Raw genomic sequence first — 22424 nt, forward strand, 5'->3', positions numbered from 1 at the left:
ATTAGAATTGTCCACTCTTGAAATCAAGAACCTCCACGTCCAGGTCGAGACCAACGACGGACCGAAAAAGATCTTGCAGGGCGTCAACCTCACCATCAACTCCGGTGAGATTCACGCCATCATGGGCCCCAACGGCTCCGGCAAGTCGACCCTGGCCTACTCGCTGGCCGGCCACCCCAAATATGAGGTGACCGAGGGCGAGATCTACCTCGACGGCGAAAACGTCCTGGAGATGAGCGTCGATGAGCGCGCCCGCGCGGGCCTGTTCCTCGCGATGCAGTACCCCGTCGAGGTTGCTGGCGTCTCCGTGTCCAACTTCCTGCGCACGGCGCGCACCGCGATCGACGGCGAAGCGCCCAAGCTGCGCACGTGGATCGGTGAGGTCAAGGAAGCCATGGAGCGGCTGCGGATGGATCCCGACTTCGCTAACCGCGACGTCAACACCGGGTTCTCCGGCGGCGAGAAGAAGCGCCACGAGATCCTGCAGATGGACCTGCTACACCCGAAGTTCGCCGTCCTGGATGAGACGGACTCGGGCCTGGACATCGACGCGCTGCGCGTCGTGTCCGAGGGCGTCAACCGCGTGCACGAGCAGGCCGACACCGGCATCCTGCTCATCACGCACTACACGCGCATCCTGAACTACATCAAGCCGGACTTCGTCCACGTCTTCGTCGACGGCCACATGGTCGAGCAGGGTGGCCCCGAGCTCGCCGAGCGCCTCGAGGCCGAAGGCTACGACCGCTTCCTGCAGGCGGCCAAGTAATGCCGACGTCGCCCGTGGCACCGCGCTCCGACTTTCCCGCGTTGGAGCGCAACCTCGGCGACGTCGCGCTGACCTACCTGGACTCGGCGGCCACGTCGCTGAAACCGCAATGCGTCATCGACGCTGAAGCCGATTTCTACGCCCGCCTGGACGGCGCCGTACACCGCGGCGCCCACCAGGTGGCCGTCGAGGCCACGGAAATCTATGAGGGCTCGCGCGCGAAGTTCGCGGCCTTCGTCGGCGCGAGCACCGATGAGATCATCTGGGCGAAGAACGCGACCGAGGCGATCAACCTCGTCGCCTATTCGCTGCTCAACGCCTCGATCGACGAACTCTTAAAGCCCGGCAGCGTCGATGAGCGTCTGCTCATCCGCGAGGGCGATACGATCGCCGTCACCCAGGCCGAACATCACGCGAACTTCGTGCCGTGGCAGCAGCTTGCCGCGCGCACCGGCGCGGACTTCCACGTCGTGCCGGTGCTCGCCGATGGCACGATCGACTACGCCGCGCTCGCCGAGCTGCCCGAGCGCACCCGCGTGTTGGCCTTCACCCAGGCCTCCAACGTCACGGGCGCGCTCACCGACGTCGCGGCGATGGTCGCGGCCGCTAAGGCGCGAGGCGCACTGACCGTCATGGACGCCTGCCAGTCAGCGGCGCACCTGCCGCTCGACCTGGAAGCCTCCGGGGTCGATTTCGCGGCCATGAGCGCGCACAAGATGCTCGGGCCGACGGGCGTCGGCGTGCTCTTTGGCCGCTCCAGCCTGCTCGCCGCGATGCCGCCCTTCATTACGGGCGGCTCGATGGTGGCGATCGTGACGGCCGAGGCCACGCGCTTCATGCCCGCGCCGATGAAGTTCGAAGCCGGCACGCAAATGACGGCGCAGATCGCGGGGCTGAACGCCGCGATCGACTACCTGCGCGGACTGGGGATGGATAACGTCGCGCGCTACGATCTTGAGCTTGGCGATTACCTGCTCGACGCCGTGCGTGCTGTGCCCGGCACGCGCATCATCGGGCCCGAGAGCGGCGAGCGGCTGGGCCTCGTCGCCTTCCAGCTCGGCGATGTCCACCCGCACGACGTCGGCCAGTACCTGGATGCCGCCGGCATCGCCGTTCGCGTCGGCCACCACTGCGCCCAACCCGTGCACCGCGCCCTCGGCGTACAATCATCCACGCGCGCCTCGATTGGTCCCTACACCTCGCGCGCCGATATTGACCGCTTCGCCGACCGCCTCGCCGGCGTCCTACCCTTCTTCCAAGGAACCGCCTAATGGATGCGATGGAACAGCTTTACCAGCAGATCATCCTCGATCATTCCAAGGCCCGCCACGGTGCGGGCCTGCTGCCCGACTACGACGGTGAATCCTTCCAGGTCAACACGACATGCGGCGACCAGGTGCTGCTGCGCGTCGGCCTCGATGGCGATCGCATCGCCGCCATCGGTTACGAGGGGGAGGGCTGCTCGATCTCGCAAGCCTCCCTGTCGATCATGCACGACATGACGAGCGGGCAATCCCGCGAAACCTTCGATCACCTCTCCGACGTCTTCACCGAGATGATGCACTCGCGAGGCGTCTTCGACGAGACCAAACTCGATGAACTCGACGACGCCTCCGCCTTCGTGGGCGTCGCCAAGTTCCCGGCGCGCATCAAGTGCGCGCTGCTCGGCTGGATGGCGCTCAAGGAGGCCATCGCCGACGCCGACCAAGGTAAGGAAGAATAACGACATGACTGAGCAGACCCCCAGCCCCGTGACTGCCGCCGACATCGAAGAAGCGATGCGCGACGTCATCGACCCGGAACTCGGCATCAACGTCGTGGACCTCGGCCTCGTCTACGGCGTGAACCTCGAAACCGACGGCACGGCCGTCATCGATATGACGCTCACCTCAGCCGCCTGCCCGCTGACCGACGTCATCGAAGATCAGACGTATTCCTGCCTGGAAGGCCTCGTCAAGGATTCGCGAATCAACTGGGTCTGGATGCCGCCGTGGGGGCCCGACAAGATCACCCCCGAGGGCCGCGAACAGCTGCGCGCACTCGGCTTCAACGTCTAGTTCTAGCTGTATTCTAGCGAGGTGAAGTCCCGCCTGGTTTTCCTCGCTCCGGCTCTTGCCGCGACGCTCCTTGCCGCGTGCACGAGCACGGCCCCGACGCAGCCACCGGCGTCCCCAACACCATCGGCGACGACCCCGTACGCGAGCCCCTGGCCCTCCGACGGCAACACCGAGGTCCCCCCAACGACTTTCACGGTCGTCTCCGCGGGCGATATCCTGCCGCATACCTCGGTGTATGAAGCCGCAAAAAAGCCCGACGGCACCTATGACTTCGTGCCGAAAATGGCCGCGTCCCGGCCATTCGTCGAGGGCGCCGACCTCGCGCTGTGTTCGCTCGAAATCCCCATCGCGCCCAAGGGCACGAAACCCTCGGGCTATCCGATGTTCGGCGCGCCCACGGAGCTCATCGGCGATCTGAAAACCCTCGGCTGGGATGGCTGTACGATCGCGACGAACCACACCGGCGATCGCGGCTGGGATGGCCTGAAAACCACGCTCGACCTGTTCGATCAGCACAAGCTTGGCGCGACGGGCGCGGGCCGCAGCGAGGCCGAGCGCCTTTCCCCGGCCTACTACCGCCTCACCAAGGACGGACGCACGGTTACGGTCGCGCACGTCTCGGGCACCTACGGCCTGAACGGCTTGCCCGATCCGGGCAAGGCGCAGGGCTTCCAAGCCGTCAATATGCTCGAGGACATGCTCGAGGCCGCCAAGAGCGCCAAGGCCGCCGGCGCCGACATCGTCATCGTCAGCCCGCACTGGGGTATCGAATACCAGATGCAGCCCAACGACGAACAGGTCACGCTCGCCCGCGCCCTCGCCGAATCGGGCGCCGTCGACGCCATCATCGGGACGCACCCGCACGTGCCGCAAAAGATCGAGAGCCTTCCCGGCCCAGGCGGCGCCAAGGTGCCCGTCGTCTACTCCACGGGCAACTTCTACTCCGGTCAGGACGAAAACTGCTGCACACGGGAGACCGCCACCGGCGTTATGGTCCAACTCGCGATCGAAGCCGATGACACCGCCGCCACTGTCAAAGCGATGACCTACACGCCGGTCACGATGGATCTGGCCGCCGGTCGCACCCAGTACCTGCTCGCGCCGCTGCACCAGGGCAAGCGCCCCGAGGGCCTCACGCTCGAGGCCTCGCGCATCACCAAGCGCTGGGAGGCGCTGCTGGCCGTCATGGGAAGCGAGCTCATGAACACCACGGCACCCACCGGCAAGGCGAGCGTCGAGCTCATCACCGAGCCAACGCGCTAGGGCTGCTGCACGCTCCACGTATCGCAGGACTGCATCGTGCCGTGCTTGTAGCCCTGCACGAACCACTTCTGGCGCTGTTCCGCGCTGCCGTGCGTCCACGTCTCCGGTGAGACACGGCCCTGCTGCGCCTGGATCCGGTCATCGCCGACGGCAGCCGCCGCGGCCAGCGCATCGTTAATCTGCTGCTCGGTGGGCGGCTTCAAGAAGGTTTCGCCGGTTTCCGGGTCGACGGAATTGGCAGCGTGGTGCACCCAAATACCCGCATAGCAATCGGCCTGCAGCTCGCTGCGCACCATCGTCGAAGCCGGACCCGTATCATTGTGGTCGACGCGGCGCAGCTGGCCCGTGAGGTTTTGAATGTGGTGGCCCCACTCGTGCGCAATGATGTACTCCTGCGCGAGCGGCTCGTTCTTGGCCCCGAGCTTGGTTTCGAGCGCGTCATAGAAATTGACGTCGATGTAGACGGTGCCATCGGCGGGGCAGTAGAACGGACCCGTCGCCGACGACGCCGAGCCACAGCCGGTGTTCACCGCATCGGTAAAGATCCTAAAGTCGGCTTGCTGGTAGTTGCGTCCCGCCTCCTTAGGCAGGATCGGCTTCCACACCTCATCGAGCGACTCGACGGTGGCGAGCACCCGGCACTCCGAGTACTTGTTCGCATCCGCGCCGGTCTGGCACTTTTCCAGGACGTCGGTCTGCTCCTCCTGGGCACCACCCCCGCCGGCGCCGGGCCCGATCGGCGCGCTGGACGGATCCCCGCCCATGAACATGTACAGCAGGAGCAAGAGCAGGCCGCCCAGGCCACCGACACCGCCGGCCACCATGCCACCGCGACCGCGCGACGAACTTCCGCGTCCCGGATTGGTCCGGATCCCCTCGTTAAAGGTCATGTTTCCTCACCCGTGTCAGCGCTGGTGCTAGCCCAGCCAAGCCAAAAGACTGGTCACCTAATTTTAGTCACGTCTGTACAGCCACGCCACACAGGTATAGGGCAACTCGATCGGATCCGCCTCGCCGTAGCCGAGGTGATCGCGCAGGTACCACCGAAGATTGTCCTGCATTCTCGCGCGTGTCGCGGCGCTAGCCGCCAAGTACGAGGAACGGGTACGCGCCAGCGCCATGACCTCATCAGGAAGCAGCCGCTGACTAAAGGACGACGTAATGCGCTCGGGCACGCCGAAGTACGGCGGCAGGTCCCGGTAACCGCGCGTGAGGTGCACGTCCCCGCTGCGCATGATCCGCGTCAGCCGGTGCACCCACGGCACATCGGTCGCGAACTGGTTCCAGATGAGCGCGAGCGTGCCATCCGGCCGAAGGATCCGCGCCGCCTCCGCCGCCGCGGCCTGCTCATCGACCCAGTGCCAGGCCTGCGCATAGGTCACGACGTCGGCGCAGCTCTCCGGCAGTCCCGTTTCTTCGCCACGCGCCTGCTCGACGCGCACCCGCGCGGCCAGCGGGGGAGTGTCACAGGTCCTACGCAGCTGATCCGCCATCGCGGCCGCGGGTTCAATCGCGGTGATATCAAGGCCGCGCGCCGCGAGCAGTCTCGTGAACTTTCCGGTCCCGGCGCCGCAATCCACGACGTGGCCCCCGTGGGGCGCCCGCGCCGCGACGGCCGAAACGATCGCCTCGGGATACTCCGGCCGAAAGCGTTCGTAGGTCTCATCGGCCACCTGAAATGCGCGCGCCCGCTGCAGGCGCGTGCGCCGATCCCGGCGCGATGCTCCCACCGCCTGCAACGCCTGCTGCTCCTCATGTGTCACCTGCCCAGTCTACGAATCGCGCACACCCACGCAGCCCGCCCCCTTGGCGAACCCCCACAACCTGGCCGTGAGAATCCACAAAATGCTCAAAAACCCGCGGCCAGCACCCCGATGCCAACCCGTTCGCACCACGCCAGCCATCCACCCTGTGGACAGTCACTCACGCCAATGTCGACATCGCCAGTTATCCCCAGCCACCTGGCAGCCGCGAGTGGTAGATGAGCCCAAATTTAATTCTCACCATTGAAGTTTGATTCGAACACTCGTACGATCGACGTATGAGTTACCCGCCCGGCGAGATGCACGAAAGCCTCAGCAGCGTCCTAGCGCAGCTGCGGCCGCTTCGCGCGTCCCACATGTCCGGTGGGAGCGACGACGAGCGGATCGCCGTCATGAAACTCCTCATGGATATTGAATCCGAACTCGCGGGCTTGAAGACGGACCTGCTCGCCGAGCTCGAAAAGGATGAGACGACAACGCGCGCCACCGGGCTTGCCACCTCATCTTGGGTACGCCACACGAGCAATGTGCCGCAGCGCGTCGCGCGCTCCATGGTGAAGGACGCGAAGAAGACCGCAAAGTACCAACGCTTCGTCGAAGCCGTCCGAGCCGGGTCGATGACGGAATTCCACCGCCGGATCGCGGTTGCCGCCATGGAGACAATCGAGCAGGACCCGCACGCCCTTGCTCATCCCGAGATTCTCGACATCTGCGAAGAGGCCCTCGTGCAGATGGCGCGCGAGCACGATCCCGATACGTTCCGCGCCAGGGCCAGAGAGCTGCAAGAACGAATCGCCGCTGAAACCCTCCAAACGCAAGAGGAAGAAGCCGCCCGCAAAGCGCAGCGCAACCACGAAGCACGCTTCCTCAAGGTATCCCAGAGCTTCGATGGCTCGATGACCTACGTCAACGCGGCATTCCCGACGGCAAGCGCCCTCGGCGCCCTCGCTGTCCTCAACGCGCGAGCGCAAGCAAAGTTTGCCACGACTAACTCCGAGGAAGGTACCGGCGAGGCAACGATCGCCCAGTACCGCGCAGACGCCTTCCTCGAGGTCATCGCCGAGGACCAGATTGGTAGCCGCTCGCCGGTACTCGGCGGCGATAGGCCCCGCATCGTCATCACCGCCGACTTCCGCCAGATCTTGGCGGAGAACTGCCAGCTCCTAGGCATTACCGACGACGAATTGAGCGAAGCCAGTGTCGCTGACGATCTCTTCTCTGCCGTGTTCGACTCTGTGGCGCCCACGACGCCATCCGATTCCCAGGTAGGCGACAATCACGCCGCCAGCGCCGGCGCCGGCGCTATCTTCGCTCGCAGTGAGAGCGAGATCCGCGCCCGCGCACGGGCCATGGTCGACGCCCTACGCACGACGGCCTCGCGCTACTGGCACCGAACCACCGATACCGGCATCCGCCTGTCAGCCCTGGATCTCAGACTGCTCGCTTGTGACGCCGAAATCATGTTCGTCGACCTCGACGAGCAGGGCGTTCCCCGCGGCTCCACCTCCAGAAGCCGAACGGTCGGCGCCAAACTCCGGCGCGAACTCACGGTGCGGGATCGTGGCTGCGTCTTCCCGGGGTGCACTGTGCCCGCCACGGGATGCGAAGCCCACCACATCGAGCAGTGGGTGAGAGGCGGGCCAACCTCGCTGGGCAACGTTGTCCTCGTGTGCGCCCACCACCACCGCCAGGTCCAACACGACGTGGGGGATACCGAGCATTGGCGGATCCGCATGTCCGAAGCCGGAACCCCCGAGCTCATCCCACCCGAACGCGTCGATCCGCTGCAGCGGCCGATCATCCACGACCGCTACAAGGCCTACCGCGAGCCCATCACCATTCGCGATGTGAGAGCCGGAACGCCGGATCTACCTAACAGCGGCGCGAGCGCCGCCTAACAACCCACAGGTATGGCCCGCACGCTCAGTGTGGGCCATTAGCCATGCCCAGAGGCGAAAATAACCGGCTCGATACGCGCTCGCTTCGCTAGCATGGAGCGCGGCCAAGGAAAGGACCACCACCCCCATGATCTCCGTTCAGCACCTATCCTTGCGGATCGGGCCGCGCGAACTCATCCACGACGCGACGTTCCACGTCGGCGCCGGGCAGCGCATTGCCCTCGTGGGGCGCAACGGAGCGGGAAAAACCACCCTTACCAAGCTCCTGGCCGGCGAAGAAGGCACCTCAAGCGCCATCTCCTATGAAGGAACGGTCCTACGCAAGGGCGATATCGGCTACCTCCCGCAAGACCCTCGCACCGGTGACCTGAACCAGCTCGCCAAGGATCGTGTCCTTTCCGTTCGCGGCATCGACGAGATCATCCGCCGGATCGCCAAGGCTGAACACGAGATGTCGACCGCCACCGGCGCCAAGCAGCAAAAGGCCATGGAGCGCTACGTCCGTCTCGATGCCGAATTCACGGCGCAAGGTGGCTGGGCAGCCAACGCCGAAGCTGCTCGCATCACCTCCAACCTAGGCCTGCCCACCCGCGTCCTCGACCAGCCACTGGAGACCCTTTCGGGCGGCCAGCGCCGCCGCGTCGAACTCGCGCGCATCCTGTTCTCCGACGTCAAGACCCTTCTGCTTGACGAGCCCACCAACCACCTCGATCATGACTCGATCCTGTGGCTGCGCGACTACCTGAAGACGTACTCCGGCGGCCTCATCATGATCTCCCACGACGTCGACCTCGTCCGCACCGTGGCAAACGAGGTCTTCTACCTCGACGCCAACCGCGCCGAACTCGATGTTTACAAGATGGGGTGGGACGCCTACCTCAAACAGCGCGACGCCGACGAGCGCCGCCGCAAGCGCGAGCGCGCCAATGCCGAGAAGAAGGCCTCCGCGCTCCTGGCCCAGGCCGACAAGATGCGCGCCAAAGCCACGAAGGCCGTGGCCGCCCAGAACATGGCCCGCCGCGCCGAACGAATGCTCGCCGGCCTCGCGGAGGAACGCCGAGCAGAGAAAGTCGCCCACCTGCGCTTCCCGGATCCGGCCCCCTGCGGCAAGACCCCGCTGACAGCCGAAGGCCTGTCCAAGTGGTACGGCTCCCTCGAAGTGTTCACCGGCGTCGACCTCGCCATCGACCGCGGCTCTAAAGTGGTCGTGCTTGGCCTAAACGGCGCTGGCAAAACCACCCTGCTGCGCCTGCTTTCGGGAATTGAAGCCCCCGACACGGGTCGCGTCATCCCCGGCCACGGGTTGAAGCTCGGCTACTACGCGCAGGAACACGAGACCCTCGACATGACGCGAACCGTCGTCGAAAACCTGCGTAGCGCCGCCCCCGATCTCGACGACACGCAGGTCCGCTCGATCCTCGGCTCCTTCCTGTTTTCCGGAGACGACGCGAACAAACCCGCCGCCGTCCTATCGGGAGGCGAGAAGACACGTCTTGCCCTCGCCGTCCTCGTCACCTCCTCGGCCAACGTCCTGCTCTTGGACGAGCCAACGAACAACCTCGATCCGGCCTCGCGCGACGAGATCCTCGCGGCGCTCGCGGCCTTCACCGGCGCCGTCGTCCTCGTCTCCCACGACGAGGGAGCGGTCCGGGCCCTGAACCCCGATCGCGTCCTGTTGTTGCCCGACGGGGACGAAGACCTCTGGAGCGAGGACTACGAGGAACTCATCTCCCTCGCCTGATCAAGTCTGATATGTCACTATCAGGCAATACTGTCTGATAGTAAAGAATCAGACATTATTGTATGATGGTCCTATGTTTGTTCTGACGGTGGACCAGATCGATTCCGGATCCAACCCGGATCGGGTACCGGAGGGGGTCGCGGCGCTGAATGCGCTTGACCCCATCATCGCCTTCGAGCGGACGGTCGGCGACGAGTTCCAGGGCGCCTTCGAGGCCGCCGACGACGTGGTCACGGCGCTGCTCGCATTAGCCCAGCAGGATTGCTGGCATATCGGACTTGGTATCGGTGAGGTCGAGAAGCCCCTGCCAAAGCACTCGCGCGAGGGGGACGGTCCGGCTTACCGGGCAGCGCGCCGAGCCGTGGACCTCGCCAAGCGGCAGCGGGCGGTGACCTTTGAGGCGGGTACCAAGGCAGCTGCGGAGGCGACCGCGAACGCCCAGGCCACCTACCGGCTCATGGCGGCCCTGCTTTCCCAGCGCACGGAGCGGCAGTGGGAGCTGGCCGCGCTCGCCGAAACCGAGACTGGCGCTGCCATCGCGAAGCAGCAGGGGATTACGCCGCAGACGGTCTCGGCCGTGCTGAAATCTGGCCACGCTCGCGAGATCGACGAAGCCCGACCGGTCCTTGCCCGGTTGCTGCACAGCGCAGATATAGGCTAGGTGCATGGACCCGTACCAATTCGTGTTCTCGCCCGGGTTGCCGCAGCGCCTGGTCCTCATCGCCATATTCGTCGTGGCCTCGGCCGTGCTCGGCTGGATCATTACAGCTGCGATCTTGCGCATTGCCAAAGTTCGGCGGCCGCTGCGAGAACCCGACAAGGTTCCCGTCATCGAGGCGGAGGTGCCGCCAGTAGAAGTCATGCGCGGCGGAGCCCTCATCGGCGTCCTCGAGCGTACCCTCGTTACCGGGGTCGTCATGCTCGGGCAGCTCTCCCTAGTCGCGGTCATTCTCGCCATCAAGGGACTGGGACGCTATCCCGAACTGAAATCGACGCCGGAGGCCTCCGAACGCTTCATCATCGGGACGCTCACGTCGGTCGCCGTTGCGCTGCTGGCTGGCTATCTCGGCCACGTCGCGCTGCTGTACATCACCTGGTAAGACGTTAGCGCAACTGCGTTTCTACGAGCGCGTCCTCTTCCGATTCCAGCGAGGTCCGAGCAGCCTTCGGGGTAACCTCGCCGGCATTTTCCGCAGCCTCTCGCCGCGCCAGAATGGTCAGGCCCACGATCGTGCCGAGGGCGAAGACCCACCACTGGAAGGCGTATGACAGGTGGGGGCCCAGGTTACGTTCGGGCTTCGGATAGGAGCCAAGGCCCTCCATGCCATCGCTGACTTGGACGTAGCCGTACAGCACCGGACGCTGCGATGCGGCCGACGCATCCGGGCCGTGAATCGCCGAGACCAGCTGTTCTGGGTTGATCGATTGCGCCTGGCCGTGAGCGATGCCGCGGGTATCGACGGGTTCAGCAGGACGCAGCCGGCCGGTGAGGTGCGCCGTGCCAGCTGGAAGCGGCGGGGGAGCGGGATTATCGTCCGTGACGGGGATCCAGCCCCGATCGACCAGGACATCGACGCTGTCAGTGTGCAGGAGCGCCAGAACTCGATAGGCATTCTCGCCGCCCACCGCACGGTTGCGGATAAGGATCTGCTCCGGCGCCCACGTGCCCGTCAGCTCAACGGGCTGCCACTCCCGATCCCCGCTCACCGTAACGCCGGCGGCAATTACGTCAGAAAGCTGGGTTACAGGGGCGTCATAAGCGGCGTCGAATTGGGCGACGAGCTCCTTTTTATACTCGTAGCGTCCCCACTGCCACAGCCCTAAGAAAATGCACGTGACGACGACGATGAGGCCCGTGAGGATCAGCCCCACCCAGCGGCCGCTGGAAAGGAAACGGTAGGAGCGTTTCACCGCAAAAACTCCGTCTCGTCGGTGAACCACTCGGGATGGCGGGCGCGCTGATAGCTCGTGGACGATGGGTCTGCTGGCACCTCGGCCTCCCGCATCGTTGGGGCGGCCGCCAGCTCGCGGGATTCGATGATTGAACCATCGGGGGCGATCACCGGGCCGGAACCGGGCGGCAGCGCAGTGTGCTGTTCCGCGGCGCCACCGGTGGCGCGTTCGTCGATTGTGCCCGACGGTTCGCGCCCAGCATTGGCCACCATGACGGCAAGCATCGGGAGCAGGATCGCGCCCGCAGCAAACAGCCAGCGGTACCAGCCCGGAGTCACGGCGCACAGAATAAAACAGACGGTGCGAAACACCATCGTCACGAGGTAACGGGTCGTTCGATCATCCACGTCCTCGGACAGGGCGCGCCGAGCTGACGTGATGTGATAAATCCGCTCGGCCTTTGTGCCCATACGTGCAGGCTATCGCGTCCTTTTGTTGGGTGTACACCAAGGCCGAGTGCGACTGGGCACGATAGCGTCGAGGGGATGGATACCACACGCATTGCAGTAGTGACCGGCGCGAACCGGGGAATCGGCCGAGCAATCGCCACCCGCTTACTGAGCGACGGCTACACCGTCGCCGGGATTCACCGTTCGGGGGAGCTTCCCGAGGGGGCCCATTCCTACCGCGCGGACCTGACCGATAGTGAGTCCGTGACGACGGCCTTCGACGCGATTCGCGAGGATCTCGGGCCGATCGGCGTTCTCGTGGCCAACGCGGGCATCACCAAAGACGGCCTGCTCGCGCGGATGAGCGAAGAGGACTTCGCCGCCGTCATCGACACGAACCTCACCGGCGCCTTCCGCTGCGTGAAGGCGGCGAGCAAGGACATGATGCGGGCGCGCTATGGACGCATCGTGCTCATTTCCTCCGTCGTTGCCACCTATGGCGGTTTCGGCCAGGTCAACTATGCCGCGGCGAAGTCGGGCCTCATCGGCATGGCGCGCTCAATCGCCCGCGAACTCGGCGGGCGCGGCATCACCGCAAACGTCATCGCTCCGGGCTTTGTCACGACGGACATGACCGCCGAGTTGCCCGAGAAGATCGCCGCCGACTACCTCGCGCGAATCCCCGCCGGCCGGTTCGCCGCCCCCGAGGAGATCGCCGCCGCCGTCTCTTTCCTCGCCAGCGAGGAAGCCGGATACGTCAATGGCACGCTGCTGAACGTCGACGGCGGCCTCGGCATGGGCCACTAAGTAGCTAGAAAATTAAGGACCACGTATGAGCACCCTCGTTAAAGACAAGACCCTCCTGATTACCGGCGTCTTGAAAGAAACGTCGATCGCGTTCCACGTCGCGCGCCTCGCCCAGGAGCAGGGCGCGAACGTCATCCTGACGGCCCCCGGTCGCCAGACCCGACTGCTCAGCGCGATCGCCCGTCGCCTGCCCGAGGCCGCTCCGGTCCTCGAACTCGATGTCACCGACGAGGACAACCTCGCCTCGCTTGCGGACCGGGTGCGGGAGCACACCGATGAATTGCACGGCGTCGTCCACTCCATCGGATTCGCGCCCCAGTCGGTCATGGGCGGCAACTTCCTGGCCGGCACCTGGCCCGATGTCTCGACGGCGGTGGAGGTCTCGGCGTTTTCGCTGAAGTCGCTGGCCGTCGCGGCCCAGCCGCTGATGAAGCCGGGCTCGGCGATCGCGGGCCTGACCTTCGATGCGCAGTTTGCCTGGCCGGTCTATGACTGGATGGGCGTTGCCAAGGCCGCTTTCGAAGCGACCGCGCGGTATCTTGCACGTGATCTTGGTCCCGCTGGCATTCGCGTCAATCTCGTCTCGGCCGGGCCGCTGCGCACGGTGGCCGCCACCTCCATCCCGGGCTTTGACCAGATGGAAAACACGTGGGATTCCCGCGCCCCGCTGGGCTGGGACGTCACTGATGCCGAGCCCGCGGCCAAGGCCGTGCTGGCGCTGTGCTCGGACTGGTTCCCGGCGACGAGCGGTGAGATTGTGCACGTCGACGGTGGCGTGCACATCATGGGCCAGTAGTCGGCGTTGTCGCGCTTCGCGACGTGTGCGATAGTAGGCGCCGTGAAAACTCTCGTTCTCCTTCGCCATGCCAAGGCGGAAGCGGAAAATGAACTCGGCGACTACCTGCGCGCCCTGTCCGCTGGCGGCCGCCAGCAGGCCAGCCAGCTCGGCGAGCTGATTCGCGAGCAGGTCGGCGACGTCGATACCGTCCTCGTCTCTTCTGCGCTGCGCACGAAAGAGACCTATCGGCTGCTAGCGGCCGAGGACGCCGACTGGCCCGCCGGCACCTCCATGGATGCGCTGTATGAGGCCGGCCCGCGCGAACTCATCGAGATCCTTGGCGGCCTTGATGAATCCGCGCAGACGGTCCTCGTCGTCGGCCATGAGCCGACGATGAGCTCGCTGGCGCACATGCTGCACGATACGAAGGACGAGATCGGCCAGCAGATTCGCCTCGGGGTGCCCACCGCCACCGCGTGTGTCCTCGATGTGCCGGTTGCCTGGAACGAGTTGGCGCGTAAGTCCTGTCACGTGCGCGCCGTCGTGCGTCCCCTAACGTAGGCCGAGCAGCGCGGCGACGATATCCAGCCGCCGCACATTCACGCTGACATCGGCGACCTCGCGCAGCGCGGGCTTGGCATCGAATGCGATCCCGAGGCTCGCGGCGCGCAGCATCTCGATATCGTTCGCGCCATCGCCGATGGCGACGGTATAGGGGCCCGGCGCCCAGATGCGCAGATAATTGGCTTTCGCTTCAGCGTCCACGATCGGCCCTGCGACCGCGCCGGTCAGGGTGCCGTCCGCGACCTCGAACCGGTTGGCCGCGCACCGGGTGATGCCGACCTCGGCAAGGATCGGGTCAATCATCTCGTGGAAGCCGCCGGAGACGATTCCGAAGCGGAGGCCGTGATCGCGCGCGGCCGCCGCGAGCGTTGCCGCCCCGGGCGTGAGCGTGAGCCGGCCTTGCGCCTCGTCAATAAGATCGCTGTCGGTCCCCGCGAGCAGCGCCACCCGCTGCGTGAGGGAGCCCGCGAAATCGAGCTCGCCGCGCATCGCCGCCTCGGTCACGGCCGCCACCTCGGTACCTTTTCCGGCGAGCGCCGCCAGCTCATCGAGGCCCTCGTCGTTAATGAAGGTCGAATCCATATCGGCGACGATGAGGTCCGGGACGGTGGTGGCCGCGGCGCCCGCGACATGCAGCGTCGCGAGCCCGAGGGCCTGCAGGCCGGAGATGAGTTCGGCGAGCATCGCGTCGTGATCGTGATCCGCATGCGTCGGCACGAGGGGTGGCACCTTGCCGCGGTAGTCGATCACCGCAAGCGCGGTTGGTGCATCGGCTGCAGGCTCGATCTCGCGGCGAGTCGCGCTCAGCCCCAGCCACCCCAGGTGGGCGAGCGTGTGTTCGACGTCGGGCAGGAGGTGTTCGGGTAGGTCGCCGGTGCTGACGAGGCTCAGGCGGTGATCGATCACCGCGTGACTCGCCAGCCCTTTGGCACGACGGTGATGCCGCCCTCGGTGACGGTGAAACCGCGGGCCCGATCGTATTCCTGATCGACGCCGACGTGAGCGCCTTCTTCGACGATGACGTTCTTATCCAGAATTGAGCGCACGACGGTGGCGTTGCGGCCGATGTTGACGTTGTCGAAGACGACGGATTCGCGCACTGAGGACCAGGAGTTGACCCGCACATGGGGGGAGATCACCGAGCCGAGGACCTCGCCGCCGGAGATGATGACCCCGGGGGAGATGATCGAATCGAGCGCGTGGCCGAGACGCTCTCGGTGGCCGTAGACGAACTTGGCGGGCGGCAGACCGGTGTAGCCGGTGAAGACGGGCCAGCGGTCGTTATAGAGGTTGAAGACGGGCGTGACCGAGATGAGGTCCTGGTGCGATTCGTAGAACGCGTCGAGGGTTCCCACGTCGCGCCAGTAGTTGCGATCGCGGTCCGTGGAGCCCGGCACCTCGTTGAACGTGAAGTCGTAGAGGCCGGCCTGACCCTGGGCGACGAAATCCGGCACGATGTTGCCGCCCATATCGTGGGCGGTGTCTTCCTCGGAGTCCGCGGTGACGGCCTCGCGCAGGGCGTCGGCATTGACGACGTAGTTGCCCATTGAGGCCAGGACCTCGTCGGGGGAGTCGGGTAGGCCCTCGGCTTCGGCGGGTTTTTCCAAGAACTCGGCGATCTTCAGCGGGTTGTCCTTGCTGGCCTGAATGATGCCGAACTGGTTGGCGAGCGCCCGGGGCTGGCGAATGCCCGCGACCGTCATCGGGAATCCCGAGTCGATGTGCTGGGCGACCATCTGGGAGAAGTCCATGCGGTAGATATTGTCCGCACCGCAGATGACGACGATATCGGGCTTTTCGTCGTCCAGGAGGTTTAGCGACTGGTAAATAGCGTCAGCGCTACCGAGATACCAGTTCTTGCCCATGCGCTGCTGGGCGGGCACCGGAGCAACATAGTTACCGAGCAGCGTCGACATCCGCCAGGTCTTAGAAATGTGCCGGTCCAGTGAATGGGATTTGTACTGCGTGAGGACGACGACGCGCAAATAGCCGGAGTTGACGATGTTTGACAGCGCGAAGTCCACGAGGCGATAAATTCCCCCAAAAGGGACTGCAGGTTTCGCGCGTTCTTCGGTCAACGGCATCAGCCGTTTACCTTCACCACCAGCAAGGACGATTGCCAGGACCCGAGGTTTAGCCATGCCCTTAGCGTAGGCATAACTGGGAACGCAAAGTGGGGTTTTTCGAAGCTCGGTATAGGACAATGGAGCCGTGAGTGAGAACACCATGCGAGTCGACCTGTTAACCCGTGAATATCCGCCACATATTTATGGCGGTGCCGGCGTGCACGTGGCGGAGCTGAGCCGCGTGTTGCGTCCCCATATCGACGTGCGTGTCCACGCGTTTGATGGACCGCGCGACGAGGAGGGAGTGAGCGGGTTTTCCGATCTGCCGGAGCTCGCCGAGGCGAATCCCGCGCTGCGGACCTTTGGCGTTGACCTGCTGCTCGCCCAGGCATGCGAGGGTGCGGACCTCGTGCACTCCCACACCTGGTACGCCAACCTCGGCGGCCACCTCGCCTCCTTGCTCTACGACATCCCGCACATCCTCAGCGCGCACTCGCTCGAACCGCTGCGGCCCTGGAAGGCCGAGCAGCTCGGCGGCGGCTACGCCCTGAGCTCCTGGGCCGAGCGCACGGCCTATGAGGGCGCGACCGGCGTCATCGCCGTCTCGGGCGGCATGCGCGAGGACATCCTGCGCGCCTATCCCGCCGTGGATCCAGACATCGTGCACGTCGTGCACAACGGCATCGACCTGGCCGCCTGGCAGCCGCCGAGCGACCCGGAGCACCGCGCGCAGGTGCTGCAGCGCTACGGCATCGATGATTCCCGCCGCGCCGTCGTCTTCGTTGGCCGCATCACGCGGCAAAAGGGCCTGCCCTACCTGCTGCGCGCGGTGCGCGAGCTCGACGATGACGTCCAGGTCATCCTGTGCGCCGGAGCGCCGGACACGAAGGAAATCATGGCCGAGGTCGTGGGTCTCGTCGAGGAGCTGAAACAGACCCGCGATGGCGTCATCTGGATCGAGGACATGCTCCCGCGCGAGGACCTCATCGCGGTGCTATCGGCCGGCACCGTCTTTACCTGCCCGTCGATCTATGAGCCGCTCGGGATCGTGAACCTGGAGGCGATGGCCGTCGGGCTGCCCGTCGTCGGAAGCGCGACCGGCGGCATCCCGGAGGTCATCGACGATGGCGTGACGGGCGTGCTCATTCCAATCGAGCAGGTCCAAGACGGCACCGGCACGCCGCTGGACCCGGACACCTTCATCGCCGATATTGCCGAGCGGCTGAACTACGTGCTGTCCGATCCGGCGCGGGCCGCGCAGATGGGCCAGGCCGCGCGCCGCCGCGTCGAGGAGCATTTCTCCTGGGAGGCGATCGCCGAGCGGACCCTTGAGGTCTACCGCCGGGTGCTTGCCGGGTAAGCTTGGGACATGACCGACGAAGTCCTCGCACTCGATAACGTCAGCGTCACACGCGGCGATAAGACCATCATCGATTCCATCTCGCTGACCGTGCGAGACGGTGAGCGCTGGGTCGTGCTCGGGCCCAATGGCGCCGGAAAAACGACCGTGTTGCAGCTCGCGACCGGGCGGATGTACCCGACGAGCGGTGAGGTCCACATCCTGGGGGAGAAGCTTGGCCGCCTCGACGTTGCCGAGCTGCGCTCGCGCGTCGGGCTCGCCTCCTCCGCCCTGGAGGGGCGGATCCAGGGTCGCGAGCGCGTCAAGGACGTCGTCATGACCGCTGCCTACGGCATGATCGGTCGCTGGCGCGAAGCCTACGACGATTTCGATGAGACGCGCGCCGAGGATCTGCTTGCCGCCTTCGGGGTTGCCCACCTTGCGGAGCGCACTTTCGGCACGCTGTCGGAGGGCGAACGCAAGAGGGTGCAGGTCGCCCGCGCGCTCATGAGCGATCCCGAGCTGCTGCTGCTCGATGAACCCGCGGGTGGGCTTGACCTCGGCGGGCGCGAAGAGCTCATGTGGGCGCTGACGGAGATCGCGGGGGACCACCGCTCGCCCGTCATCATGCTCGTGACTCATCACGTCGAGGAAATCCCGGCCGGCTTCACCCACGCCCTGCTGCTGCGCAATGGCAAAAAAGTGGCCGATGGACCGCTTGAGGAAACTCTCACGCCGCATCTGCTCTCGGAGACTTTCGGGCTCGAACTGGAGGTCGAGCGCCACCGCGGCCGGTGGGCGGCGCGCGCCGCACGGCGCTAACGCCGCGCGCTAGAATAACTCCAGACAACAGAAAGGGGGACCGCCATGGGTTGGCTTTGGTGGCTCGGCGCTGTCCTTGTCCTTGTCGTCGTGGAGATGCTCACCGTCGACCTCATTTTCCTCATGCTTGCCGGCGGTGCATTCGCCGCCATGGTCGCCCACCTCGCCGGCGCCGAACTGTGGGTGCAGGTACTTGCCTTTGCTGTCACCTCCGTCGTGCTGCTGTTCGCGGTGCGCCCGGGCGCCAAGCGCTGGATGCAGCGGCATACGCCGACGACGCTCACGAACGCCGAAGCACTCGTCGGCCGCGAAGCCGTCGTCCTGCACGATGTGTCGCTGCAGGGCGGGCGCATCAAGCTCGCCGGTGAGGTCTGGACGGCGCGGGCGAAGGATAACGTCGTCATCCGCGAGGATTCCACCGTCTACGTCTACAAGATCGACGGGGCGATTGCCATCGTCGACGAAGTCCCACCCATCACCACCGGAGGCGCTCATGCCTGATCTTGGTTCCACACTCCTGCTGATTATCCTCATTCTCCTAGCGGTCGTCGTCATCGTTGCGATCGCGCGCGCGGTGCGCATCGTGCCGCAGGCGGTCGCGCTCATCGTGGAGCGCTTCGGTAAGTTCCAAACGGTGATGTATGCGGGCATCCACTTCCTCATTCCGTTCGTTGACCGTGTGCGCGCGGGCGTCGACCTGCGCGAACAGGTCGTCTCCTTTGCGCCGCAGCCCGTCATCACCTCTGATAACCTCGTCGTCTCGATCGATACGGTCATTTACTTCCAGGTGACCGACCCCAAGTCCGCGACGTACGAGATCGCCAACTACATCACGGGTATCGAGCAGCTGACGGTCACGACGCTGCGTAACGTCATCGGCTCGATGGACCTGGAGCAGACCCTGACCAGCCGCGACCAGATCAACGGCCAGCTGCGCGGGGTGCTCGATGAAGCGACGACCAAGTGGGGTATCCGCGTCAACCGCGTTGAGCTGAAGGCCATTGACCCGCCCGCATCCGTGCAGGGCTCGATGGAGCAGCAGATGCGCGCCGAGCGCGATCGTCGCGCCGCGATCCTCACCGCCGAGGGCGTCAAGCAGTCCCAGATTCTGGAGGCCGAGGGTGAAAAGCAGTCGGCGATTTTGCGCGCCGAGGGCCAGGCCCAGGCCGCGATCCTGAAAGCGCAGGGTGAATCCCGCGCGATCCTGCAGGTCTTCGAGGCGATCCACCGTGGCAACGCCGATCCCAAGCTGCTGGCCTACCAGTACCTGCAGACGCTGCCGAAGATCGCGAACGGCTCCTCGTCCAAGATGTGGGTCGTGCCGACGGAGTTCACGGCGGCCTTCGGTTCGATTGCTCGCGCCTTTGGCGGCGAGGACGGCGGCGACAACCCGCTCGCTGGCCCGCCGGCTGGACCCATTGGAGATGGCGGCGGTTTCAGCGACGACTTCCCGGAGACGAGCCTGCAGGATCCCAAGGAGGCCCTGGCCGAGGCGCGCGGCGAAGCCGAGCGTGCGGGCGATGAGGCCTCGGTTGCGGGCGAAGGCAGCGGGGTGCCCTATTCGCGGCGCGCCCAAAGCGGCCAGGCGCCCCATGGTCAGTCCTCACCGGCAGATCCGCGAGCCTCGGCCTGGAACGTCGAGGACGATGAGGTCGAGGCCATCAAGCGCGGCGACGTGCCGCCGCAGCAGCGCCCCGAGCAGTGATCATCCTCGCCCATAACACCGAGCTGCTCGTCATCGTCGATGGCGAGTGCCGGATGTGCCGTGCCTTCGGTGCGGCTGCCGCGAGCCGGCAGACGCCCGTGACGCGCGTCGTTTCGACGACGAGCCAGAAGCTCACGGGGCTTAGTCAGCTGCCCATGCTGAGCGAGGAGCTCGGCGAGGATGGGCTCGCGGACCTGCTGACAGGCGAAGACCTGTCCGCAACGCTCGTCGTGATCGAGCTGCGCCGCGGCGGACGCCCCGTGATCTATCGCGGGGCGCGCGCCGCCGGCAGGGTCAGCGCCTTGCTGCCCGGCCCGTGGCGACTCCTATCGGCGGCGATGAGGGGCCCGCTTGGCGCCCTGGGGGAGCGGATCTATCCGGTTATCGCTCGCAATCGTCACCGCCTCGGCTGCGGCGATACGTGCGCCGCCGGGCAGGCTCCCCGGTCCTAGCTCGATGGAGCGCGCGCCCATGCGCGGCGGGCTGCCTGCCCGGCAGCTCGCGCGACCGCCCGGCGAGATCACGACGGCCGAACAGTGGGTGGCGGGCGCACTCGGTGCGCTGCTCACGATCGATGGCGCGGAGCTTGAGCGCATCACGCAGACTGCCTTTGCTGACGGCCGCGTCGTGACGGCGCGCGAGGAAACGCTCGCGCCCGATTCACCGCCGCCCACCGCGCTGTTCCTGCACCGGCCGGTGCCCGATGAGTTAGCCGCGCCAATCACACTCACCGTCGTTGGCGAGGGCGATGGCTGGCTCGCGATCGATAAACCCTCGGGCCTGGCGACGATGCCGCGCGGGTCGTATGTGGCGCGATCAGCCGTCGTGCAAGCGCGGCGACAGTTCGGCAACGATGCGATCATCCCGGCGCACCGGCTCGACCGACTGACCTCCGGGGTGCTGCTGCTCGTGACCGATCCCGCTCGCCGAGCCGAGATCCAGGGCTGGTTCGCCCGCGGCCTGGTGACCAAGCACTACCGGGCGTGGAGCGTGCCGGGGCCAGTAGCGCTTGCCGATGGCGATTGGCATGACATCCGGCTGCGGCTGGCGCGCAAGGATGGGACGCTGCCCACGCTCATCGTGCCAGGCGAGCCCAATACCCATACCCGTGTCCGCGTCATTGCCACGAGCGAGCACTGGCAGTGGGAACTCATCCCCGTGACCGGTCGCACGCATCAACTGCGGGCAACCCTCGCACACCTCGGTGCGCCGATCTGTGGCGACCCGCTGTATCCCGTCGTTGCGCCCACGGATGATCCTCGATGGGTCTCGGGGCTGGGGCTGCGGTCCTGCAGCCTGGTGACCCCCGAGTTCCAGGTGAGTGTCCCTTAGCGCTGGCAGTAAGCGTTACGACCTCGCAGTGGCTCGGAATTATCGATTCGATCCAGGTGGGTGGTGCGACGGGCGTAGGCCTGTTCGATGAGATCGGACAGCTCGGCCACGTCACTGGGGTAGGGGGCAAACACCGCATAGCCAGATTCCACGTTGGCGGCCAGCCGCGAGCGCCAGTGCGTCGTCGTCTCACTGTGGGCGTAGGGCAACGTCAACACCAGCAACCCGGAATTTTGCTGATCACCATCGAGCGAGGCAGCAATTTCCCAGTCCACAAACTTTCGCGACCACGTGCAGGGGCCGAGTAACACGATCGTGACCACGGAATCACGTAAATACGTTTGGCGGATCGAGCGTTTAATGTACTCATGGTTAGACGACCCGACGATCGCACCCGCCATCTGGGCACCGATACCGCGGTCTATCAGGCGCTGCCAGGCGCCCGTAAACTCCTCAGTAAAGCGCATCGCGTGCTCATAGTCGGCTCGATGGTAGGTCAAAAAGCAGACGCGTGAATTCGGCATGAGAAACTCCAATCACCGTTGGTTGGGGGATTAACTCGGAGTGTAATGCACAACGACGCGTCGTGGACCGGCTTACTGAGCCGGATGGTGGGCTAGGTGTTCTGGTAGGTCACCGTGAGGGTGGCGCGGGCCAGGGTGTGGAAGAGCATCGTGAATGCCGCGACCGTCGGGCTGGCGTTCTCGTCCAGGTCCAGGGTGTCAACGTCGAGGGCGTGGACGGCAAAGATGTAGCGGTGTTCCCGGTCGCCCTTCGGGGGAGCGGCGCCCATGTAGGAGTGGCCGCCGCCGTCATTGCGGACGTGGAAAGCGGCCCCATCGAGTTCGAGATCGGAGGTGCCGGCCCCGGCGAGCAGCTCGGTCGTCTCGGCGGGAATGTCGAGAACCGTCCAGTGCCAGAAACCGGCCGGGGTGGGAGCATCGGGGTCAAAACAGGTGACGGCAAATGACTTGGTGTCCTTCGGGAAGCCGGACCAGCTCAGCTGCGGGGAGGTGTTGCCGCCCTCGGCGACCTGGGCGTCGGGCATGGTGTCGCCGTCGCGGATTTCGGTGGAGGTCAGCGTGAAGGACGGGACCTCGGGGAGCATCTCGTAGGGTTCGGGGGCGATGGGGCGGGACAGGTTCATGTCTCCTCATTTCTGGCTTGCCGATGTATCGGAT

Annotated in this window: 26 protein-coding genes; 18 read left to right on the plus strand and 8 right to left on the minus strand. The window is 65.6% G+C overall.

Annotation, left to right across the window (positions count from 1 at the left end):
- The first annotated feature begins 7 nt into the window (after window positions 1-7).
- Genes sufC through BLU67_RS10855 form a run of 5 tightly spaced genes read left to right on the plus strand, consistent with a single transcriptional unit; the run spans window position 8 to window position 4086 of the window.
- Window positions 8-766, plus strand: coding sequence for a Fe-S cluster assembly ATPase SufC (gene sufC / locus BLU67_RS10835; protein ID WP_092565846.1), 759 nt, complete (start codon window positions 8-10; stop codon window positions 764-766).
- A complete protein-coding gene (locus BLU67_RS10840; RefSeq protein WP_092565848.1) occupies window positions 766-2037 on the plus strand; it encodes a SufS family cysteine desulfurase in 1272 nt (423 codons plus the stop codon). Before sufC ends, BLU67_RS10840 begins: the two co-directional genes overlap by 1 nt.
- Entirely contained in the window at window positions 2037-2489 is a 453-nt protein-coding gene (sufU, locus tag BLU67_RS10845) for a Fe-S cluster assembly sulfur transfer protein SufU (RefSeq protein ID WP_092565850.1), read from the plus strand. Before BLU67_RS10840 ends, sufU begins: the two co-directional genes overlap by 1 nt.
- A gap of 4 nt (window positions 2490-2493) precedes the next feature.
- A complete protein-coding gene (locus BLU67_RS10850; protein WP_092565852.1) occupies window positions 2494-2823 on the plus strand; it encodes a metal-sulfur cluster assembly factor in 330 nt (109 codons plus the stop codon).
- Between the two features lie 21 nt (window positions 2824-2844).
- On the plus strand, window positions 2845-4086 hold the full coding sequence (locus BLU67_RS10855) for a CapA family protein (RefSeq protein ID WP_176780791.1): 1242 nt from the start codon (window positions 2845-2847) through the stop codon (window positions 4084-4086).
- Here the strand turns inward: BLU67_RS10855 and BLU67_RS10860 are convergent.
- Window positions 4083-4976 carry a KPN_02809 family neutral zinc metallopeptidase gene (locus BLU67_RS10860; RefSeq protein WP_143027425.1) on the minus strand — a complete coding sequence of 298 codons (894 nt, stop codon included), beginning with the start codon at window positions 4974-4976 and terminating at the stop codon, window positions 4083-4085. The two genes, BLU67_RS10855 and BLU67_RS10860, sit on opposite strands and share 4 nt — an antisense overlap.
- A 63-nt stretch (window positions 4977-5039) precedes the next feature.
- On the minus strand, window positions 5040-5849 hold the full coding sequence (locus BLU67_RS10865) for a class I SAM-dependent methyltransferase (protein ID WP_092565856.1): 810 nt from the start codon (window positions 5847-5849) through the stop codon (window positions 5040-5042).
- 278 nt (window positions 5850-6127) lie between these two features.
- On the opposite strand from BLU67_RS10865, the gene BLU67_RS10870 reads away from it, so the two are divergent.
- The 4 genes from BLU67_RS10870 (at window position 6128) to BLU67_RS10885 (ending at window position 10588) form a co-directional block, all read left to right on the plus strand.
- Entirely contained in the window at window positions 6128-7747 is a 1620-nt protein-coding gene (locus BLU67_RS10870) for an HNH endonuclease signature motif containing protein (RefSeq protein WP_092565858.1), read from the plus strand.
- 127 nt (window positions 7748-7874) lie between these two features.
- Window positions 7875-9488 (plus strand): ABC-F family ATP-binding cassette domain-containing protein, encoded by a 1614-nt coding sequence (locus BLU67_RS10875; RefSeq protein ID WP_092565860.1) that lies wholly within the window; start codon window positions 7875-7877, stop codon window positions 9486-9488.
- Window positions 9489-9561: 73 nt separating this feature from the next.
- Window positions 9562-10149: a hypothetical protein gene (locus tag BLU67_RS10880; RefSeq protein WP_092565862.1), complete on the plus strand. Its 588-nt coding sequence runs from the start codon at window positions 9562-9564 to the stop codon at window positions 10147-10149.
- 4 nt (window positions 10150-10153) lie between these two features.
- Entirely contained in the window at window positions 10154-10588 is a 435-nt protein-coding gene (locus BLU67_RS10885; protein ID WP_092565865.1) for a hypothetical protein, read from the plus strand.
- Window positions 10589-10592: 4 nt separating this feature from the next.
- Here BLU67_RS10885 and BLU67_RS12315 read toward each other — a convergent pair whose 3' ends face one another.
- Both BLU67_RS12315 and BLU67_RS10895 read right to left on the minus strand, forming a co-directional pair.
- Window positions 10593-11399: an SURF1 family cytochrome oxidase biogenesis protein gene (locus tag BLU67_RS12315; protein WP_176780792.1), complete on the minus strand. Its 807-nt coding sequence runs from the start codon at window positions 11397-11399 to the stop codon at window positions 10593-10595.
- Entirely contained in the window at window positions 11396-11851 is a 456-nt protein-coding gene (locus BLU67_RS10895; protein WP_092565869.1) for a DUF3099 domain-containing protein, read from the minus strand. The genes BLU67_RS12315 and BLU67_RS10895 overlap by 4 nt, the downstream gene beginning before the upstream one ends.
- Before the next feature lie 75 nt (window positions 11852-11926).
- On the opposite strand from BLU67_RS10895, the gene BLU67_RS10900 reads away from it, so the two are divergent.
- From BLU67_RS10900 to BLU67_RS10910, 3 genes are read left to right on the plus strand one after another with little or no spacing between them, the layout of a single operon-like run.
- Complete coding sequence (locus tag BLU67_RS10900; protein ID WP_092565871.1) at window positions 11927-12637, plus strand: beta-ketoacyl-ACP reductase; 711 nt, start codon at window positions 11927-11929, stop codon at window positions 12635-12637.
- 25 nt (window positions 12638-12662) lie between these two features.
- On the plus strand, window positions 12663-13433 hold the full coding sequence (gene fabI, locus BLU67_RS10905; RefSeq protein WP_092565873.1) for an enoyl-ACP reductase FabI: 771 nt from the start codon (window positions 12663-12665) through the stop codon (window positions 13431-13433).
- A gap of 42 nt (window positions 13434-13475) precedes the next feature.
- The gene (locus tag BLU67_RS10910; protein ID WP_176780793.1) at window positions 13476-13976 is read left to right on the plus strand and encodes a SixA phosphatase family protein; all 501 of its coding nucleotides are present in this window, start codon (window positions 13476-13478) and stop codon (window positions 13974-13976) included.
- On the opposite strand, the gene serB is transcribed toward BLU67_RS10910, so the two are convergent.
- Together serB and BLU67_RS10920 are read right to left on the minus strand one after the other, a co-directional pair.
- Window positions 13968-14885 (minus strand): phosphoserine phosphatase SerB, encoded by a 918-nt coding sequence (serB, locus tag BLU67_RS10915; RefSeq protein ID WP_092565877.1) that lies wholly within the window; start codon window positions 14883-14885, stop codon window positions 13968-13970. The two genes, BLU67_RS10910 and serB, sit on opposite strands and share 9 nt — an antisense overlap.
- Window positions 14882-16120 (minus strand): glucose-1-phosphate adenylyltransferase, encoded by a 1239-nt coding sequence (locus BLU67_RS10920; protein WP_092565879.1) that lies wholly within the window; start codon window positions 16118-16120, stop codon window positions 14882-14884. Before BLU67_RS10920 ends, serB begins: the two co-directional genes overlap by 4 nt.
- Before the next feature lie 85 nt (window positions 16121-16205).
- Between BLU67_RS10920 and glgA the strand changes: the two genes are divergently transcribed.
- The 6 genes from glgA to BLU67_RS10950 are packed head-to-tail and all read left to right on the plus strand — an operon-like array spanning window position 16206 to window position 21243.
- A complete protein-coding gene (glgA, locus tag BLU67_RS10925; RefSeq protein ID WP_092565921.1) occupies window positions 16206-17405 on the plus strand; it encodes a glycogen synthase in 1200 nt (399 codons plus the stop codon).
- Between the two features lie 9 nt (window positions 17406-17414).
- On the plus strand, window positions 17415-18206 hold the full coding sequence (locus BLU67_RS10930; RefSeq protein ID WP_092565881.1) for an ABC transporter ATP-binding protein: 792 nt from the start codon (window positions 17415-17417) through the stop codon (window positions 18204-18206).
- Between the two features lie 45 nt (window positions 18207-18251).
- Entirely contained in the window at window positions 18252-18707 is a 456-nt protein-coding gene (locus tag BLU67_RS10935) for an NfeD family protein (protein ID WP_092565883.1), read from the plus strand.
- The gene (locus BLU67_RS10940) at window positions 18700-19911 is read left to right on the plus strand and encodes an SPFH domain-containing protein (RefSeq protein WP_092565885.1); all 1212 of its coding nucleotides are present in this window, start codon (window positions 18700-18702) and stop codon (window positions 19909-19911) included. The genes BLU67_RS10935 and BLU67_RS10940 overlap by 8 nt, the downstream gene beginning before the upstream one ends.
- Window positions 19908-20363 (plus strand): thiol-disulfide oxidoreductase DCC family protein, encoded by a 456-nt coding sequence (locus tag BLU67_RS10945; protein ID WP_092565887.1) that lies wholly within the window; start codon window positions 19908-19910, stop codon window positions 20361-20363. Before BLU67_RS10940 ends, BLU67_RS10945 begins: the two co-directional genes overlap by 4 nt.
- 4 nt (window positions 20364-20367) lie before the next feature.
- Window positions 20368-21243 carry a pseudouridine synthase gene (locus BLU67_RS10950; protein ID WP_092565889.1) on the plus strand — a complete coding sequence of 292 codons (876 nt, stop codon included), beginning with the start codon at window positions 20368-20370 and terminating at the stop codon, window positions 21241-21243.
- On the opposite strand, the gene BLU67_RS10955 is transcribed toward BLU67_RS10950, so the two are convergent.
- Both BLU67_RS10955 and BLU67_RS10960 read right to left on the minus strand, forming a co-directional pair.
- On the minus strand, window positions 21240-21767 hold the full coding sequence (locus BLU67_RS10955) for a TIR domain-containing protein (RefSeq protein ID WP_092565891.1): 528 nt from the start codon (window positions 21765-21767) through the stop codon (window positions 21240-21242). The two genes, BLU67_RS10950 and BLU67_RS10955, sit on opposite strands and share 4 nt — an antisense overlap.
- 92 nt (window positions 21768-21859) lie before the next feature.
- The gene (locus tag BLU67_RS10960) at window positions 21860-22390 is read right to left on the minus strand and encodes a YbhB/YbcL family Raf kinase inhibitor-like protein (RefSeq protein WP_092565893.1); all 531 of its coding nucleotides are present in this window, start codon (window positions 22388-22390) and stop codon (window positions 21860-21862) included.
- Window positions 22391-22424 lie beyond the last annotated feature (34 nt).

Origin of the sequence: Bowdeniella nasicola, from assembly GCF_900107735.1 — a bacterium.
Classification (GTDB): domain Bacteria; phylum Actinomycetota; class Actinomycetes; order Actinomycetales; family Actinomycetaceae; genus Bowdeniella; species Bowdeniella massiliensis.